The organism is Streptomyces sp. NRRL F-5727, from assembly GCF_000719555.1.
Lineage (GTDB): Bacteria > Actinomycetota > Actinomycetes > Streptomycetales > Streptomycetaceae > Streptomyces.
The window spans coordinates 21,068-36,613 of sequence record NZ_JOGX01000008.1; the positions used below are offsets into that span (position 1 = coordinate 21,068).

Annotated in this window: 10 protein-coding genes and 1 pseudogene; 4 read left to right on the forward strand and 7 right to left on the reverse strand. The window is 75.3% G+C overall.

Annotation, left to right across the window (positions count from 1 at the left end):
* Window positions 1-90: 90 nt before the first annotated feature.
* Entirely contained in the window at window positions 91-915 is an 825-nt protein-coding gene (locus IF73_RS0108500; RefSeq protein WP_031005178.1) for a GntR family transcriptional regulator, read from the reverse strand.
* 194 nt (window positions 916-1,109) lie between these two features.
* On the opposite strand from IF73_RS0108500, the gene IF73_RS0108505 reads away from it, so the two are divergent.
* Together IF73_RS0108505 and IF73_RS0108510 are read left to right on the forward strand one after the other, a co-directional pair.
* On the forward strand, window positions 1,110-1,979 hold the full coding sequence (locus IF73_RS0108505) for a (2Fe-2S)-binding protein (protein ID WP_031005180.1): 870 nt from the start codon (window positions 1,110-1,112) through the stop codon (window positions 1,977-1,979).
* A 194-nt stretch (window positions 1,980-2,173) separates the two neighbouring features.
* Window positions 2,174-3,262, forward strand: a complete 1,089-nt coding sequence (locus IF73_RS0108510; RefSeq protein WP_031005182.1) for a DUF2637 domain-containing protein — start codon at window positions 2,174-2,176, stop codon at window positions 3,260-3,262.
* A gap of 33 nt (window positions 3,263-3,295) precedes the next feature.
* Here the strand turns inward: IF73_RS0108510 and IF73_RS39435 are convergent.
* The 4 genes and pseudogenes from IF73_RS39435 to IF73_RS0108530 form a co-directional block, all read right to left on the reverse strand.
* Window positions 3,296-3,697: pseudogene (locus tag IF73_RS39435) on the reverse strand (ATP-binding protein); the annotation flags it as partial.
* A gap of 83 nt (window positions 3,698-3,780) precedes the next feature.
* Window positions 3,781-5,523 (reverse strand): pyruvate dehydrogenase, encoded by a 1,743-nt coding sequence (locus tag IF73_RS0108520; RefSeq protein WP_031005186.1) that lies wholly within the window; start codon window positions 5,521-5,523, stop codon window positions 3,781-3,783.
* 27 nt (window positions 5,524-5,550) lie between these two features.
* Window positions 5,551-7,113, reverse strand: coding sequence for a protein phosphatase 2C domain-containing protein (locus IF73_RS0108525; RefSeq protein ID WP_031005188.1), 1,563 nt, complete (start codon window positions 7,111-7,113; stop codon window positions 5,551-5,553).
* A gap of 123 nt (window positions 7,114-7,236) precedes the next feature.
* On the reverse strand, window positions 7,237-11,022 hold the full coding sequence (locus tag IF73_RS0108530) for a S8 family peptidase (RefSeq protein ID WP_031005190.1): 3,786 nt from the start codon (window positions 11,020-11,022) through the stop codon (window positions 7,237-7,239).
* Between the two features lie 233 nt (window positions 11,023-11,255).
* Between IF73_RS0108530 and IF73_RS0108535 the strand changes: the two genes are divergently transcribed.
* Both IF73_RS0108535 and IF73_RS0108540 read left to right on the forward strand, forming a co-directional pair.
* The gene (locus IF73_RS0108535) at window positions 11,256-12,239 is read left to right on the forward strand and encodes a helix-turn-helix domain-containing protein (protein WP_031005191.1); all 984 of its coding nucleotides are present in this window, start codon (window positions 11,256-11,258) and stop codon (window positions 12,237-12,239) included.
* An 80-nt stretch (window positions 12,240-12,319) separates the two neighbouring features.
* The gene (locus IF73_RS0108540) at window positions 12,320-12,802 is read left to right on the forward strand and encodes a DUF456 domain-containing protein (RefSeq protein WP_037878629.1); all 483 of its coding nucleotides are present in this window, start codon (window positions 12,320-12,322) and stop codon (window positions 12,800-12,802) included.
* On the opposite strand, the gene IF73_RS0108545 is transcribed toward IF73_RS0108540, so the two are convergent.
* Window positions 12,789-14,135: an AlkA N-terminal domain-containing protein gene (locus IF73_RS0108545; RefSeq protein ID WP_031005193.1), complete on the reverse strand. Its 1,347-nt coding sequence runs from the start codon at window positions 14,133-14,135 to the stop codon at window positions 12,789-12,791. The two genes, IF73_RS0108540 and IF73_RS0108545, sit on opposite strands and share 14 nt — an antisense overlap.
* 174 nt (window positions 14,136-14,309) lie before the next feature.
* Window positions 14,310-15,425: a ribosome small subunit-dependent GTPase A gene (gene rsgA / locus IF73_RS0108550; RefSeq protein WP_031005194.1), complete on the reverse strand. Its 1,116-nt coding sequence runs from the start codon at window positions 15,423-15,425 to the stop codon at window positions 14,310-14,312.
* Window positions 15,426-15,546: the final 121 nt, after the last annotated feature.

The following is a 15,546-nucleotide window of genomic DNA, read 5'->3' on the forward strand; positions in this document are numbered from 1 at the left end:
TAGTGGGCCCGGGGCCCGGGCAGACCGCCCGTCGCGGGACCGGCCTTCCCGGGGCGGGCGTCGCCTCTCGGCGGGGCGCCGCCGCCGGCCTCAGCCGTCGGCGCCGGTGAAGTGTTCGCGTACCAGCTCCTCGACGACCGGGAGGTCCTGGGCGGTCAGGGCGTCGAGGAGCGCGGTGTGCTCGGCGGCGTCCGCGACGAGGTCCGCGTGGCGCGGGACCGGGGCGCTGAGGAGCGGCCACTGGGAGCGGCGGTGGAGGTCGTCGGCGATGGCCAGGAGCTGTTCGTTGCCGGCGAGGGCGAGGACCGCGCGGTGGAAGGCGCGGTCGGTCTCGGCGTAGTGGGCGCGGTCGCCGCGGGCCGCCGCGGCGCCGGTGGCCTCGGCGAGCGGGCGCAGCGCGGCCCAGCGGTCGGCCGGGACGGTGCGGGCCAGCCGGAGCATGACGGGGACCTCGATCAGCGCCCGTACCTCGGCCAGCTCGGCCAGCTCGCGGGGGGTGCGGACGATCACGCGGAAGCCGCGGTTGGGGACGACCTCGACGGCGCCCTCGACGGCGAGGCGCTGCATGGCCTCGCGGACGGGCGTCGCGGAGACGCCGAAGCGCTCGCCGAGGACGGGGGCGGAGTACACCTCGCCGGGGCGCAGCTCGCCGGCGACGAGGGCGGTCCGCAGGGCGTCGAGGATCTGGCCCCGGACGGAGTGGCGGCGCACGGTGCGCGGGCCGTCGCCGGGGAAGGGGTACGGGGCCTCGGCGTGGGTGTGCTCGCCGCGGGCCTGCTCGCCCCGGGCCTGTCCGGGGACGCGGGCGGTCTCCTGGGCGGCTGCGTACGCGTCGTCCGGCCGCCCGTCCCCGGGGTCGCCGAATCGCACGGACGACCCTTCCGTCGCCCGCTCGCGCGCTGCGCCCTGCTCCACCCGGGTCCTCCTGCGGCCTCGTGCCGGGCCCGGCTCGCGATGCCGGGGTCCCCTGTGCACCATAGGCGAACGGACCGTTCCGCGGGACCGCGCCCGTGCGGCGCAGGTGGGGAGGGATCCGCAGGTGGTGAGACGCGAAGCCGTTTCGGGTAAGGTAAGGCTAACCTGCTAACGATCGCGATTCGGTGGTCCGCATGACCGTCCCCGCTCTGCTGCCTTCCCCGCTCGCCTCGCCCGTCGCGGCCGCGTACGCCCGGCTCACCGAGGTGTTCCCCGGCCTGCGCGTGGACGAGACCGGCGGGGACACGCGGCTGCCGAGCGGCGCGGGCTGGGTCCGCGCCGACGAACTCGCCGCCGGCGCGGCCGCCCTGGACGCCTTCCTCGCCTGGGACAACGCGCAGGTGCTCCGGGACTACGGCCGGCAGGCCCGCCCCGACGTCGTCGCGAGCTTCGGACTGCACCGCTACGCCTGGCCGGCCTGCCTCCTGGTGACCGTCCCCTGGTTCCTGCACCGCCGGGTCCCCCGCCTCCCCGTCGGCGCCGTCTCCTTCCAGCGCGCCCTGGGCCGGATGGCGGTCCGGGTCGAGGAGTTCGCCTGCCTGCCGGACGACCCCGCCGCCGCCCTGCCCGGCGCCCGGGTGGTCTCCGGCGAGGACGCCCTGCGCGCCGAGGTGCGCGCCTCGCTCGCCGAGCACTTCGAGGCCCTGCTCGCGGGCTTCGGCCCGCGGATGCGGCGCGGGAAGCGCGCCCTGTGGGGGATGGTGACGGACGAGATCGTGGAGAGCCTCTGGTACATCGGCGCCCTGCTCGGCGAGGAGGAGCGGGCGACGGCCGAGCTGGAGGAGCTGCTGCCGGGGAGCGGCGGCCGGCCGGAGAAGCCGTACGCGGGCGGCGCCGGGTTCCGCCCGCTGCCCGGGGCCGAGGGGCCGGACGGCGCCCCGCGCGCCACCCGCGACCGGGCCGCCTGCTGCTTCTTCTACACGCTGCGCCCCGAGGACACCTGTCTCACCTGTCCGCGCACCTGTGACGCCGACCGGGTCCGGCGGCTCACGGCGACCGCCTGAGGAATACGCCACCCGGAAGAGTGACGTGAATCGAACACAACTCCGCCCAGACGGTGGTTCGTTCGAGTAGAAGGTACCTATTCGTATGCCCTGAGCCCCCGTTGGCGTGCTCTTGCCCCGAAACCCCGTGGGCCCACCGATCGGTCGGACAGTATGGGCGGCCAAACGCCCCACTGCGATGCGAGGGACACCGCATGAGACTGACCGACATATCGCTGGACTGGCTGCTTCCGGGCGGCGTGATGGTGGCCGGAGTCCTGACGGCGGTGGCGGTGCTCGCGCGCGGGAAGCGCGCCGGTGACCAGGCCGCGGCCGAGGACTCCTGGGAGCGCAGCGAGGAGCGGCGCCGACGCAAGGAGGCCATCTACGGATTCGCCTCGTACGGACTGCTGTTCTGCTGCGCCGCGGTCGCGGCGGCGCTCTCCTTCCACGGCCTCGTCGGCTTCGGCCGGCAGAACCTCAACCTGACCGGCGGCTGGGAGTACCTGGTCCCGTTCGGCCTCGACGGCGCCGCGATGTTCTGCTCGGTGCTCGCCGTCCGCGAGGCCAGCCACGGCGACGCGGCCCTCGGCTCCCGTCTGCTGGTCTGGCTCTTCGCGGGCGCGGCGGCCTGGTTCAACTGGGTGCACGCGCCGCGCGGCCTGGGCCACGACGGGGCCCCGCAGTTCTTCGCGGGGATGTCCCTGTCGGCGGCGGTGCTCTTCGACCGGGCGCTGAAGCAGACCCGCCGGGCGGCGCTGCGCGAGCAGGGCCTGGTGCCCCGCCCGCTGCCGCAGATCCGGATCGTGCGGTGGATAAGGGCTCCGCGGGAGACCTTCGCCGCCTGGTCGCTGATGCTCCTGGAGGGCGTACGGACCCTGGACGAGGCCGTGGACGAGGTCCGGGAGGACCGGCGGGAGAAGGAGCAGAACCGGATCCGCCGGCGGGAGCAGGCCAAGCTCGACCGGGCGCAGATCAAGGCGCTCAACCGCCAGCACCGGGCCTTCGGGCGCGGCGGCGGGCGGCAGGTGGAGGTGGCGGCGCTGTCCGCCGCCACCGGGACCGGCGGGGGCCAGACCCCCGGGTCCGGGCCGGGTTCCGCGACGGCGGCGGTGCCCGCCGCCGTCGCGGAACCCGCCATAGCGGACCCGGGACAGCTGCCGCTACGACCCCGGCCCTCCCTGCAAGCCGTCGGGCGCGGTGAGCCGCGGACGGTGGACCTCACCGCCGAGGACGACACCCAGGGGCTCCTGCTCGACAATCTGGAGGCGAAGATCTCCGAGATGGAGCGGAAGCTCGGCTGACAGCTCGCGACCGAACGGCGGGGGCGCCCCCCCGGCGGCCCCGCCGTTCAGTTCGAACCAGACGACCTTGCCGGTGCCCCGCTCCTCGATGCCCCAGGAGTCGGCGAGTTCCCTGACGAGGAAGAGCCCCCGGCCGTGCGTACCGTCGTCGGCGGGCGGTACGGGCGGAGCGGTGAGTCCGGGCTCGAAGTCGCGGACCTCGACCCTGAGCTGGCCGGGATCGACCGTGGCGGTCACGATGGCGCCGTGGCCGGTGTGGACCAGCGCGTTGGTGACGAGTTCGCTGGTGAGCAGTTCGGCGACGTCGCCGGCGCCCGGTCCCCCCCAGGTGCCGAGGAGTTCGCGTAACGCGTGGCGCACCTCCGGCACCGCGGTCAGGTCGGCTCCCCCCACCTTTCTGAGCAGTTGAGTCGGCTGTCGTGCCTTCCCGGCCATAGCCCCCACCCACGGTCGCGTCGAACAGGCTCACGGGGAAGCCTGCCCCGCGAGCCCGTGGGCATGCGCCGGGCTCCGGGAGGTCAGGGCCGGGGCACGTTGCGCAGGTTGGAACGGGCCATCTGGAGCATCCGGCCCACTCCCCCGTCGAGCACGATCTTGCTCGCGGAGAGGGCGAAGCCGGTGACCATCTCGGCGCTGATCTTCGGGGGGATGGAGAGGGCGTTGGGGTCGGTGACGACGTCGACGAGGGCGGGGCCCTTGTGCTTGAAGGCGTCCCTGAGGGCGCCGGCCAGGTGCTTGGGCTTCTCGACGCGCACGCCGTAGGCGCCGGCCGCGCGGGCGACGGCGGCGAAGTCCGGGTTCCGGTAGCCCGTTCCGTACGAGGGGAGCCCGGCGACCAGCATCTCCAGTTCGACCATGCCGAGCGAGGAGTTGTTGAACAGCACGATCTTCACCGGCAGTTCGTACTGGACGAGGGTGAGGAAGTCGCCCATGAGCATGGTGAAGCCGCCGTCGCCGGAGAGCGAGACGACCTGCCGGCCGCGGTCGGTGAACTGGGCGCCGATCGCCTGCGGCAGGGCGTTGGCCATCGAGCCGTGGCTGAAGGATCCGATGATCCGGCGGCGCCCGTTGGGGGTGAGGTAACGGGCCGCCCAGACGTTGCACATGCCGGTGTCGACCGTGAAGACCGCGTCGTCGTCGGCGAGTTCGTCGAGGACGGAGGCGACGTACTCGGGGTGGATCGGGGTGTGCTTCTCCACCTTGCGGGTGTACGCCTTCACCACGCCCTCCAGGGCGTCGGCGTGCTTCTTCAGCATCTTGTCGAGGAAGCGGCGGTCGGTGCGGGCGCGGACCCGGGGGGTGACGCAGCGCAGGGTCTCCCGGACGTCGCCCCAGACGGCGAGGTCGAGCCGGGAGCGGCGGCCGAGGTGCTCGGGGCGGACGTCGACCTGCACGATCCGGACGTCGTCGGGCAGGAAGGCGTTGTACGGGAAGTCGGTGCCGAGCAGGATCAGCAGGTCGCACTCGTGGGTGGCCTCGTAGGCGGCGCCGTAGCCGAGGAGTCCGCTCATGCCGACGTCGAAGGGGTTGTCGTACTGGATCCACTCCTTGCCCCGCAGGGCGTGCCCGACGGGGGCCTTGAGCCGCTCGGCGAACTGCATCACCTCGGCGTGGGCGCCGGCGGTGCCGCTGCCGCAGAAGAGCGTCACCCGTTCGGCCGCGTCGATCATCCGGACCAGGGCGTCGATCTCGGAGTCGCCGGGACGGACGGTGGGGCGCGAGGTGACGAGGGCGCTGCCCGCGGTCCGCTCCGGGGCGGGCTGGTCGGCGATGTCGCCGGGGAGCGAGACCACCGAGACGCCGCCGCGGCCGACGGCGTGCTGGACGGCGGTGTGCACCAGCCGGGGCATCTGCTTCGGGCTGGAGATCAGCTCGCTGTAGTGGCTGCACTCGCGGAACAGCTGGTCGGGGTGGGTCTCCTGGAAGTAGCCGAGACCGATCTCGCCGGCCGGGATGTGGGAGGCGAGGGCGAGGACGGGGGCCATCGAGCGGTGGGCGTCGTACAGGCCGTTGATCAGGTGGAGGTTGCCGGGCCCGCAGGAGCCCGCGCAGGCGGCGAGGCGACCGGTGATCTGCGCCTCGGCGCCCGCGGCGAAGGCGGCCGTCTCCTCGTGCCGCACCTGGATCCAGTCGATGGCGGGGTTGCGCCGGATGGCGTCGACGACCGGGTTCAGGCTGTCGCCGACCACGCCGTACAGCCGCTGGACGCCGGCGCGGGCGAGGATGTCGACGAACTGTTCCGCTACGTTCTGTTTGGCCATGGGTCCATCAACACACGGCCCCGCCCGTCACGCCTCCCAGACGGCCGCCCCCGTACGGTCATCGGCGTACCCCGTCACCCTCAGCTGGGTGTCGGCGAGGAAGGCGGCGAGGCCGGGTGGTTCGGCGCCGGACCAACGGGCCGCCAGTTCGCGGGCGAGGCCCGGCTCGCCGCGCATCGGCTCGGCGAGCCCCGGCGAGGCGAGCAGCAGGGTGTCGCCGGGCCGGGCCACCGAGGCGCGGAACCGGAAGGGTTCGGCGGGCGGAGGGACGGGCTCCTCGACGAGCGGCCCGGGCGCGGTGGTGATGCCGAGGTCCATGGTGAGCCGGTCGCCCTCCTCGGTCGCCTCGGGCGTGCCGTGCGGCGGTGTCGAACCGAAGCCGACCACCGGCTCGCCGGTCACCGAGGCCGGGTCGGGCAGCAGCGGCTCGATGTCCTGCCAGGCGCCGTCGCGGAGCCGGAAGAGCCCGCCGCCGCCGATGCCGAAGAAGACCCGGGTGCGGCAGTCGGGGTCGGCGGGGATCAGCAGGCAGCGCAGGGTCGCGGTGTACAGGTCGGGGGCCAGGCCGCGCTCGGCGGCGCGGGCCCGGAGCCGGCCGTAGGTGCGGTCGGTGAGCCGGTGCAGTCCGGACTTGAGGTCGCCGCGGCGGCCGGAGCGGATGTCCTCGGAGAGCCGGGCGTGGCTGCGGCCGACGGCCTCGCCGATCCAGCGGCAGGCGTCGGCGGCGGCGAGGTGGGCGTCGTCGGCGGCGCGGGAGCCGGCGGCGACGGCGACCAGCACGAGGGCGGTCTCGTCGTGCCCGAAGCGGGCGGTGAGCAGGGCGTCCCGGCGGGGTTCGCCCCGGTAGCGGGCGGAGTCGCCGCGCACGGAGGCGGCGCGGAGGGTGGCGGTGCCGTAGCGGGCGCCGTCGAGGACGGTGTCGGCGACCAGGTCGCCGAGTTCGCCGGGCCGCGCGGTGGGCAGGGCGGTGGGCTCGGCCTCGTACGTGGGCGGCCGGCTGCCGACGAAGCCGGTACGGGGCCGGGGCATCGGCACCTGGACCGTCGGCTCGTGCCGGGCGGGGACCTGGACCCGCACGGTGACGTCGCCGCCCCGGGGCTCGGGCGCGCGCTCCGGCTCGGGGTCCGGGTCCGGCTCCGGCTCGGGCTCGGGGGCGTGGGCGGGCGGCGGGGGTGACGGGAAGGTGCGGGGTCCGCTGACGGGCGCCTCCCACGGCGCGGGCCCGAGCACGGCGGGCGCGGCGGTCGGGCGCGGCGGCGTCGCCCCTGCGGGCGGAGCGGCGGGCGGAGCGGGGGGCCGGGCCGGCGGGGGCAGGACGGGCCTGGGCGGGGCGGGGTCCTGGGAGGTCCGCGGGGCCTCGGCCGCCGGCGGGGCGGGCACGGCCGGGTGGGCCGGCGGGGGCGGCGCCGCGGGGGGTGCCGGAGTGGCCGGTGGCGGGGTGGCCGGTGGCGGTGCGGCGGGTTCGGGTGCGGTGGCGCGGGTGGCGGAGGCGAAGCGGGCGTCGAGGGTGTCACCCGGGGAGGCCGGGGTGCTGTCCTCCGCCGTGTCGTCGTAGAGAGCGTCCCACCAGTTGTCCCCCTGCTGCGTCATGCCCTTATTGTCCACCGCGGGCGGCCCGGGAAAACGGGACACGAGAAAAACCGTTGCTGCGAATGGGTGGTCCGCCGGACGACCCCACCCCCCACGGGAAGGACGTCCGGCGGACCGGCGTGGTCAGCGCACGTCGTAAGCGCGGACCACGGTCTGGGTGACGGAGTTGCCGTGGGCGTCCGTCAGTTCGGTCTTCAGGGTGACACGCTTGCCGGTCGCGCCCGTGTGGTTCACGGTGGCGACCCAGGCGTCGCCGTCCCGGGCGACCGGGGCCTCGGTCCAGGTGACGCCCTCGTCATAGGAGTAGGAGAGGGCGGCCGAGGTGAGGGCACCCGCCTGGTACCCGGCGTGACCGGTGGCGCCGAGGCGGATCCGCTGGCCGTCGGTGGCGGCGAGGGTCTTGAGTCCGTCCACCGGCAGGTCGTACCGGGGGAAGAGAATCGGGATGCCCTGAGAATAGACCGTCTCGTCGAGCTGGGAGGTGAATTTCCAGATCGTCTGCACCGAGGTGGAGCGGGCCCAGTTCCGGTTGCCGATTTTCATGGTGTTCTGTTCCAGCTCGTACGCCCCCGGTTCGGCCGGCACCTCGAAGACGCCGAACGGCCAGGCGTTCTCGCCGATCGTCTCGCCGTCGCGGCGCAGCCGCAGGTTGCCGATGTCGCCGAAGGACCCGGGCTCGGCGTGGTGGGTGCCGTCGCCCCACATCGCGGCGGCGAAGCCGATCAGGTTGCCCTGCCGCTCGGAGACGAGGACGGGCTCGCCGGCGGCGTTCCGGGGGGCGGTGGGGACGAGGAGGCTGTCGTACCAGCGCTCGGTGCGGCGCTCGCCGGCCGTGTAGGCGTGCACGTCGCCGACCATCAGCTCGCCGAAGGGGAAGCTGCTGCCGGTGTACTGCTGCCAGCTGGTGTCGCCGGCCGAGTGGTACTCGGTGCGGCTGCCGGGGGCGGGGACGGTCTCCAGGCCGGTCAGGGCCACGGAGAGCCCGTTCGGGCGGTGGGCGGAGGGGAAGTTCATGAAGTCCGCGGCGACGCCGGCCGAGCCGTAGGTGACGTCCGAGCGGCCGAGGCGCTCGTCCCGGACCCGGTAGCGGCGCTCGTCGTCGCCGGTCCCGCCGATCTCGCCGGTCTCGGGGAAGGCGAGGCTGTAGACGTACGGGGACTTGGCCGTGGCCTTCCAGTGCAGGGTGACCTCGCCGGCGGCGAGCCGGTCGAGGAGCGCGGACGCCTCGGCGGCCGGGACCGCGAGGACGGGCAGGCCGGGGCCGGTGAAGCCGCCGGTCGGGTACCAGCGGGCCGGTGAGGCGCGGTGGACGACGACGCCGATCGCGCCGGCGGCCTTGGCGTTGCGGGCCAGGGTGCCGACGGCGGTGGTGTCGTCGGCGAGGCGGACCAGGGCGAGGCGGCCCTGGACGCCCGCGGCCTTCAGCTCGTCGGGGGTGCCGGTGCCGGCGTCGACGAGGACGGCGGAGCCGGTGCCGTCGAGGTTGTCGGAGCCGGTGGAGGCGGTCACCGGGTGGAGGCCGAGGCCGTCGCCGGTGCGCAGCGAGGTGATCTGCGGGGCGGCGGCGTGCCAGTAGCTGCCGGACTCGAAGGCGCCGTCGCGGGCCTCGCCCTCGACGGAGGCGTAGAAGGCGCGGAGGGTGCGCGGGCCGGTGACGGTGCCGGCGTGGGTCCAGGTGTCGTCCCAGGAGCGGGCGAACGCGAGGGCGGTGCCGCGGAGTTCGGTGGGACGGTCGGTGCGGACGGAGAGCCGGGCGGCCTTCCGGGCGTCGAGGACGACGGTGGTGTCGTCCCTGAGCTCCAGCTGCGGACGGGCCAGGTGGGTGAGCGAGTCGTCCAGGGCGGCGCCCTCGCCGGTGTCGCGGGTGGTGACGAAGGAGGTGAGGAAGTAGGAGCCGGGGCGGACCCGGAAGACCTGGTCGGCGGCGCCCTCGTTGAAGCGGCGTTCGCCGGTGGCCGTGTCGAGGCCGATGACGTCGAGCGAGGAGGCGCCGTCGGCGGGCTCGCCCCGGCGGTCGATCAGCTTGACGCGGAGGGTGACCGTCTCGGGCTCGACGTAGAGCGAGAAGGGGGTGGAGACGTGGACGCCGCCGGGGCCGGTGGCGACGATCCGGCCGGTGACGTCGCCGTACTGCGCGCGCTCCAGGCGGGCGGTGGGGTCGACGGTCAGCGGGACCTCGACGGTGGCGCCGGCCGGGACGGTCACCGTGTGCCGGCCGAGGCGGGCGACGGTGGACCGGACGGCGGAGCCGTCGTTGCCGGTGACCTTCTCGACGGCGAGGTCGAGGGTGACCGGGGCGGCGGAGGTGTTGGTGTAGGGGACGGAGACCGTGGTGCGGTCGCTCTTGTCCTGCGGCCAGTGGTAGGTGCCGCCCTGGACGGCCGGGGCGGAGAGGACCGTCTGGTCGATCGCGGCCTTCACGTCGAGCCGGCCGCCGCCGGTCTCCCGCACGTCGCCGGGGATGCCGGTGTCGGCGGAGGAGACGAGTGCGGCCTTCAACTGCTGTGCGGTCCAGTCGGGGTGACGCTGCTTCAGGATCGCGGCGGCGCCCGCGACGTGCGGGGCGGCCATCGACGTACCGGACATCGCCTGGTACGCGTAGACGCCCCGGCCGCCGGCCGCGGCGGCGGAGATGGCGACGCCGGGGGCGGCGATCTCCGGCTTGAGGGTGTGCGCCTCGTTCGCGATCGGGCTGCGGCTGGAGAACCAGGCGGTGGAGTCGTCGCGGTCGGTGGCGCCGACGGTGAGGACGCTCGGCGCGCAGCCGGGTGAGGAGACGGAGTTGAGGGAGGGGCCGGCGTTGCCGGCGGCGACGACGAACAACGTGCCCTTGTTCTGGGCGAGTTCCTCGGCGGCGGCGCTCATCGGGTCGTCGCAGTCGGTCTCGGAGGGGTTGCCGAGGCTCATGGAGACGACGTCGGCGCCCTGGGCGACGGCCCACTCCATGCCGGCGATGATCCACGAAGTGGCGCCGGAGCCCTGGTCGTTGAGGACCTTGCCGTTGAGGAGCCGTGCTCCCGGTGCGACGCCCTTCTTCTTGCCGCCGCTCGCGGCGCCGGAGCCGCCGACGGTGGAGATGGTGTGGGTGCCGTGGCCCTGGAGGTCGTCGGCGCCGTCGGAGTCGGTGAAGTTCTCCGAGGCGACGATCCGGCCCTGGAGGTCGGGGTGTCCGGCGTCGGCGCCGGTGTCGAGGACGGCGACCTTGGTGCCGGTGCCGTCGAAACCGGCGGCCCACGCCTCGGGGGCGTGCACCTGCCGGGTGGAGCGCTCCAGGGTGGCCTCGACCTTGCGGTCCAGCCACAGCTTCTCGATGCCGGCGGCGGCGGAGCGGGCGGCGGGGGCGGAGACCTCGGCCCAGAAGGTGCCGGCCTGCTTCTTGTCGGCCTGGAGGGCGACGCCGTCGATGGTCTTCAGGACCTGGCCGCGGCGGGCGCCGCGCGGGGCGGCGGGGGCGGTGCGGGCGGTGGCGCCGGAGCCGTAGACGGCGATCAGCGGGAGCGTGGCGGTGGAGGCGTCGTCGTAGCCCTGGCGGACCAGGCCGGTGACGTTGAACAGCTCCTCGTCGACCCGGTCGGCGGCGAGCGCGTCGGTGGCGTCCTCGGGGTAGACGTAGAGGTCCTGGCCGGAGCGGCGGGTCTGGACCACCGGGACGGTGCCGTCCTCGCGGGGCAGCACGGTGGCGGCGGGGTTGCCCCGCTCGTCGCGGGTGACCAGGACGCGGTCGCCGGTGACCAGGGTCACCGTCGCGGGCCGTTCCCCCCCGGCGCGGGCCTGGGCCTCGCCGCCGACCAGCGGGCGGTCGGCGGGTCCGTCGGCCGGCGGCTGGGCCGCGGCGGACGGCAGGGCCGCGGTGACGGCCAGGACGGCGGCGGTCGCCGCCCCCAGGGCCGTACGCGAAATCGGGCGCATCGCTCTCCCCATCAGAATCCGGACAATCAGGCGCAAGTCACCTGTATCCGGAGGCGGTTGGTGCTGCGGTGGCGCCACATTGGCAGAGCCGAGGGCGGTACAGGGATGATGGGAGCGGCGGGAATACGCCGTGGCCGTTTCCCGCCAGGTCACCAACGGAACGAATGCCTCCGGAGAACACCCGCGGAACATCGCGCGCGGTGCGCCGGAGGCACGGCGAGGGGCGGGAACCGATGCTGGGAGCGATAGGACTGGACGAGCGGCAGGAGTCCGCGTACCGCGCGCTGATCGCGCTCGGGGCGGCCGAGGTCACCGACCTGGCGCACCGGCTCACCCTGCCCGAGCGGGACGTCGAGCGGTCGCTGCGCCGCCTGGAGGCGCAGGGGCTCGCCGCCCAGTCCTCCGCGCGCACCGGCCGCTGGGTGGCGGCGCCCCCGGGGGTCGCGCTCGGCGCGCTCCTGACCCAGCAGCGGCACGAGCTGGAGCAGGCCGAGCTCGCGGCGGCGCTGCTCGCCGAGGAGTACCGGGCCGAGGCCACCGAGCCGGCCGTGCACGACCTGGTCGAGGTGGTGACCGGGGCGAGTGCCGTGACCCACCGCTTCCTCCAGCTCCAGCTCGGCGCGCAGGAGGAGGTCTGTGCCCTGGTCACCGGCAAGCCGATCGCCGTCTCGGGCCTGGAGAACGACGCCGAGGAGCTGGCCGCCGGGCGCGGCGTGCGCTACCGGGTGGTGATCGAGCGGGAGGTGCTGACCCTCCCCACCGGCCTCCTCGAACTGTCGGCGGCGCTCGGCCGCCAGGAGCGCATCCGGGTCGTCGACCGGGTGCCGACCAAGCTGGTGGTGGCCGACGGCAGCCTCGCGATGGTCCCGCTCACCGGCCGGGGCGCGGAGCCGGCCGCGCTGGTGGTCCACGCGAGCGGCCTCCTGGAGTCCCTGATGGGCCTCTTCGAGTCGGTGTGGCGGGAGGCGCTGCCGCTGCGGCTCGGCGCGGGCGCGCAGATCACCGAGGACCAGGCCCCCGGCCCGGACAGCACCGACCTGGAGATCCTCTCCCTGCTGCTCGCCGGGATGACCGACGCGAGCGTGGCCAAGCAGCTCGACCTGGGACTGCGGACGGTCCAGCGCCGGGTGAAGGGGCTGATGGAGCTGGCCGCGGTGACCACCCGGCTCCAGCTCGGCTGGCACGCGTACGAGAAGGGCTGGGTCGCCCGGACCTGACGGCGGCCCCGTGGCCGGGTGGCCCACCCCATCGGCTCTCGCGACCTGCGGGAACCTTCCCCGTGGGGGAGGCTGGGCGGGTGGGTGTGTGGCAGCTCCTGATGATCGCGGCGGTCATGCTCCTCGGCCTGTTCGGGGTCCTCGCCCCCGGAGTGCCGGGCAGTTGGCTGATCTGGGCTGCCGTGCTCTGGTGGTCGCTGCACGAGCAGACCGGCCTCGCCTGGATCCTGCTGGTCTCCTCGACCGCCCTGCTGCTGCTCACCCAGGTGGTGGTCTGGCAGCTGCCGCCGCGCCGCTTCCGGGGCGCGGGGCTCACCCGCCGCACGATCGGGTACGCGGGCGCCGGCGCCCTCCTCGGCTTCGTCCTGGTCCCGGTGCTCGGCGCGGTCCCCGGCTTCGTCGGCGGGATCTACCTCTGCGAGCGGCGCTGGCTCGGCGGCCACGGCCAGGCCCGCGCCGCCACCCGGACGATCATGCGGGCGGCCGGCACGAGCATGCTGGTCGAGCTCTTCGCCTGTCTGCTGATCGTGGGGGCCTGGGTCGGCGCGGTCATCCGGGGCTGACGTCGCGGTAGCGCTGGGCGTACGACCGCCAGGGCGCCCACTCCGGCGCGTCGGACCCGTCCGGCGCCGGCACGTCCGGGTCGCCCAGGGACCGGACGCGGATCCGCGCGGCGGCGCGGGCGTCCACCCCGGGTACGGCTCCGAGGACGCGGGCGGCCTCGTCGCGGTCGGCGCCGGGGTCGAGGCGGAGGACGCCGTCGGCGAGGGCGCGGGCCAGCGGACCGGCGACCGGGTGGCCGGTGAGCTCCGCCGGGGCGGGGAAGAGCGCCCGGAGCGAGCCGTCGGGCGCGTCCAGCGGGGAGCCGCACTCCGCCAGGGCCCGCGCCGCCCCCTCGGGGCCGAGGACGGTCCGGAGGGCGTACTCCTCCGGGTCGGCGGCGCCCGGCGAGCGGAGACCGGGCCGGGCGGCGACCGCGGCGGCGAGGCGGGGGTCGGCGCCGAGCCGCTCGGCGACCGCGTACGGGTCGGCGTCGAGGTCGAGGAGGCGGCGCAGCCGGTGCACGGCGGTGGTGAGGTCGCGCAGCTCGGCGAGGTGCAGCCGGGCCTCCAGCCAGCGGCCGGGCGCCCGCTCGCCGACGGCGACGACGCCGGGCCCGTACGGCAGCCGCAGGGTCCGCCGGTAGGTGCGGTCGCCGGGCGGCCCGGTGACCTCCTCGACGCCCGGCAGGGCCTCGGCGGCCAGCAGGTCGAAGACCTCGCGGGCGGCGTACGGCCCCCGGTACGCGAGCCGCAGCGGCACCCCCGCGGCGTCCCTGGGGCCCGGGGCGCCGGGCGTCTCGGCGCGCAGCTCGGTCGGGGTGCGCGCGTACACGGCCCGGATGGTGTCGTTGAACTGCCGGACGCTGCTGAAACCGCTGGCGAACGCGATCTCGGTGACCGGCAGCGCGGTGGTCTGGAGCAGCAGGCGTGCGGTGTGGGCCCGCTGGGCGCGGGCGAGCGCCATCGGGCCGGCGCCCAGCTCGGCGGTGAGCTGGCGCTGGACCTGGCGGGCGCTGTACCCGAGGCGGACGGCGAGCCCGGGCACGCCCTCGCGGTCCACGACGCCGTCGCCGATCATCCGCACCGCCCGCCCGACGACGTCGGCCCGCACGTTCCACTCGGCGGAGCCGGGCACCGCGTCCGGCCGGCAGCGGCGGCAGGCCCGGAAGCCGTGCCCCTGGGCGGCGGCGGCCGTGGTGAAGAAGGCGACGTTCCGCCGCTTGGGGGTGACGGCGGGGCAGCTGGGCCGGCAGTAGATGCCCGTGGTCCGCACGGCGAAGAAGAACTCCCCGTCGAACCGCGCGTCCCTGCTGCTCACCGCCTGGTAGAGGGTGTCCCCCTCGTCGTCCGTCATGCCCCCAGTGTGCGGCGGCGGACCGCCGCACACTCGCGGGATTCGGACACGGCACTCCGGGCTCCGGGCTCCGGGCTCCGGGCTCCGGGCACCGGGCACCGGGCACCGGGCACCGGGCACCGGGCACCGGGCACCGGGCACCGGGCACCGGGCACCGGGCACCGGGCACCGGCGCTAGCGAAGCCGGCCCTCGCGCTTGAAGGCCATGGCGGCGCGCCCCTCGGCGCCCTTGCGCTTCCAGTCCTTGCGGATCTCGTGGCGCAGGCGCGCGTCGGTCTTGGCGACGAGCCGCTGGTTCTCGCGGAGCAGCTTGCGGTAGCTCTCCAGCCGGCGCGCGGAGAGCGACCCCTCGTCGAGGGCGGCGACGACCGCGCAGCCCGGCTCGGACTCGTGGGAGCAGTCGTGGAAGCGGCACTCGGCGGCCAGCGCCTCGATCTCGGAGAAGGTCTGGCCGACCCCGGCCTCCGCGTCCCACAGCCCGACGCCGCGCAGACCGGGCGTGTCGATGAGCACCCCGCCTCCCGGCAGCACGAAGAGGTTCCGGGTGGTGGTGGTGTGCCGCCCCTTGCCGTCCACGTCACGGGCCGCCTGCACGCTCATGACGTCCTCGCCGACGAGGGCGTTGGCGAGGGTGGACTTGCCGGCGCCGGAGACGCCGAGCAGGACGGTGGTGCCGCCGGAGACGACGGCCGCGAGGACGTCGATCCCCTCCCCGGAGGCCGAGCTGAGCGGCAGCACCTCGACGCCGGGCGCGGCGGCCTGGACGTCCTCCACGAGGTGGGCGAGGACGACCGGGTCGGGCACCAGGTCGGCCTTGGAGAGCACGACGGTCGGCTGGGCGCCGGACTCCCACGCGAGGGCGAGGAAGCGCTCGATCCGGCCGAGGTCCAGCTCGACGGCGAGCGAGACGGTGATGACCGCGTGGTCGACGTTGGCCGCGAGGATCTGTCCCTCGGACCGCTTGGAGGACGTCGACCGGGCGAAGGCGGTCCGCCGCGGCAGGCAGGCCCGCACGTACCGGGGATCGCTCGCGCCCTCGGCGTCGAGGGCGGCCCAGTCGCCGGTGCAGACGACCCGCAGCGGATCGTGCGGCGTCACGAACGCCGTGTCGGCCCGGACGACGCCGTCCGCGGTGGCGACGTCACACTGCCCGCGGTCGACCCGGATCACCCGCCCCGGAACGAGCCCCTGGGCGGCGTACGGCGCGAAGCTCTCGGCCCAGCCGGAGTCCCAGCCGTGCGCGTCGAGCGAGGTGGTGGTGGAAGTGGTGGAGGAAAGCGAGAAAGACAAGGGGAACCCTTCACAGGGTGGCCCCGGCCGCGCGCTCCGCGCGCGAGAGGTTCAGTGATGTCAGCCGGAGACCACAGGGGTGGGAACGATGAACTCCTGAATGCGGGCACAGCCCGTCACC

Coding starts and splice junctions, on each gene's coding strand:
- IF73_RS0108505 (WP_031005180.1), top strand. CDS start 1,110: ATGACCGTCCCCGCTCTGCTGCCTTCCCCGCTCGCCTCGCCCGTCGCG.
- IF73_RS0108525 (WP_031005188.1), bottom strand. CDS start 7,113: ATGACGCAGCAGGGGGACAACTGGTGGGACGCTCTCTACGACGACACG.
- IF73_RS0108530 (WP_031005190.1), bottom strand. CDS start 11,022: ATGCGCCCGATTTCGCGTACGGCCCTGGGGGCGGCGACCGCCGCCGTC.
- IF73_RS0108545 (WP_031005193.1), bottom strand. CDS start 14,135: ATGACGGACGACGAGGGGGACACCCTCTACCAGGCGGTGAGCAGCAGG.
- IF73_RS0108520 (WP_031005186.1), bottom strand. CDS start 5,523: ATGGCCAAACAGAACGTAGCGGAACAGTTCGTCGACATCCTCGCCCGC.
- IF73_RS0108510 (WP_031005182.1), top strand. CDS start 2,174: ATGAGACTGACCGACATATCGCTGGACTGGCTGCTTCCGGGCGGCGTG.
- IF73_RS0108535 (WP_031005191.1), top strand. CDS start 11,256: ATGCTGGGAGCGATAGGACTGGACGAGCGGCAGGAGTCCGCGTACCGC.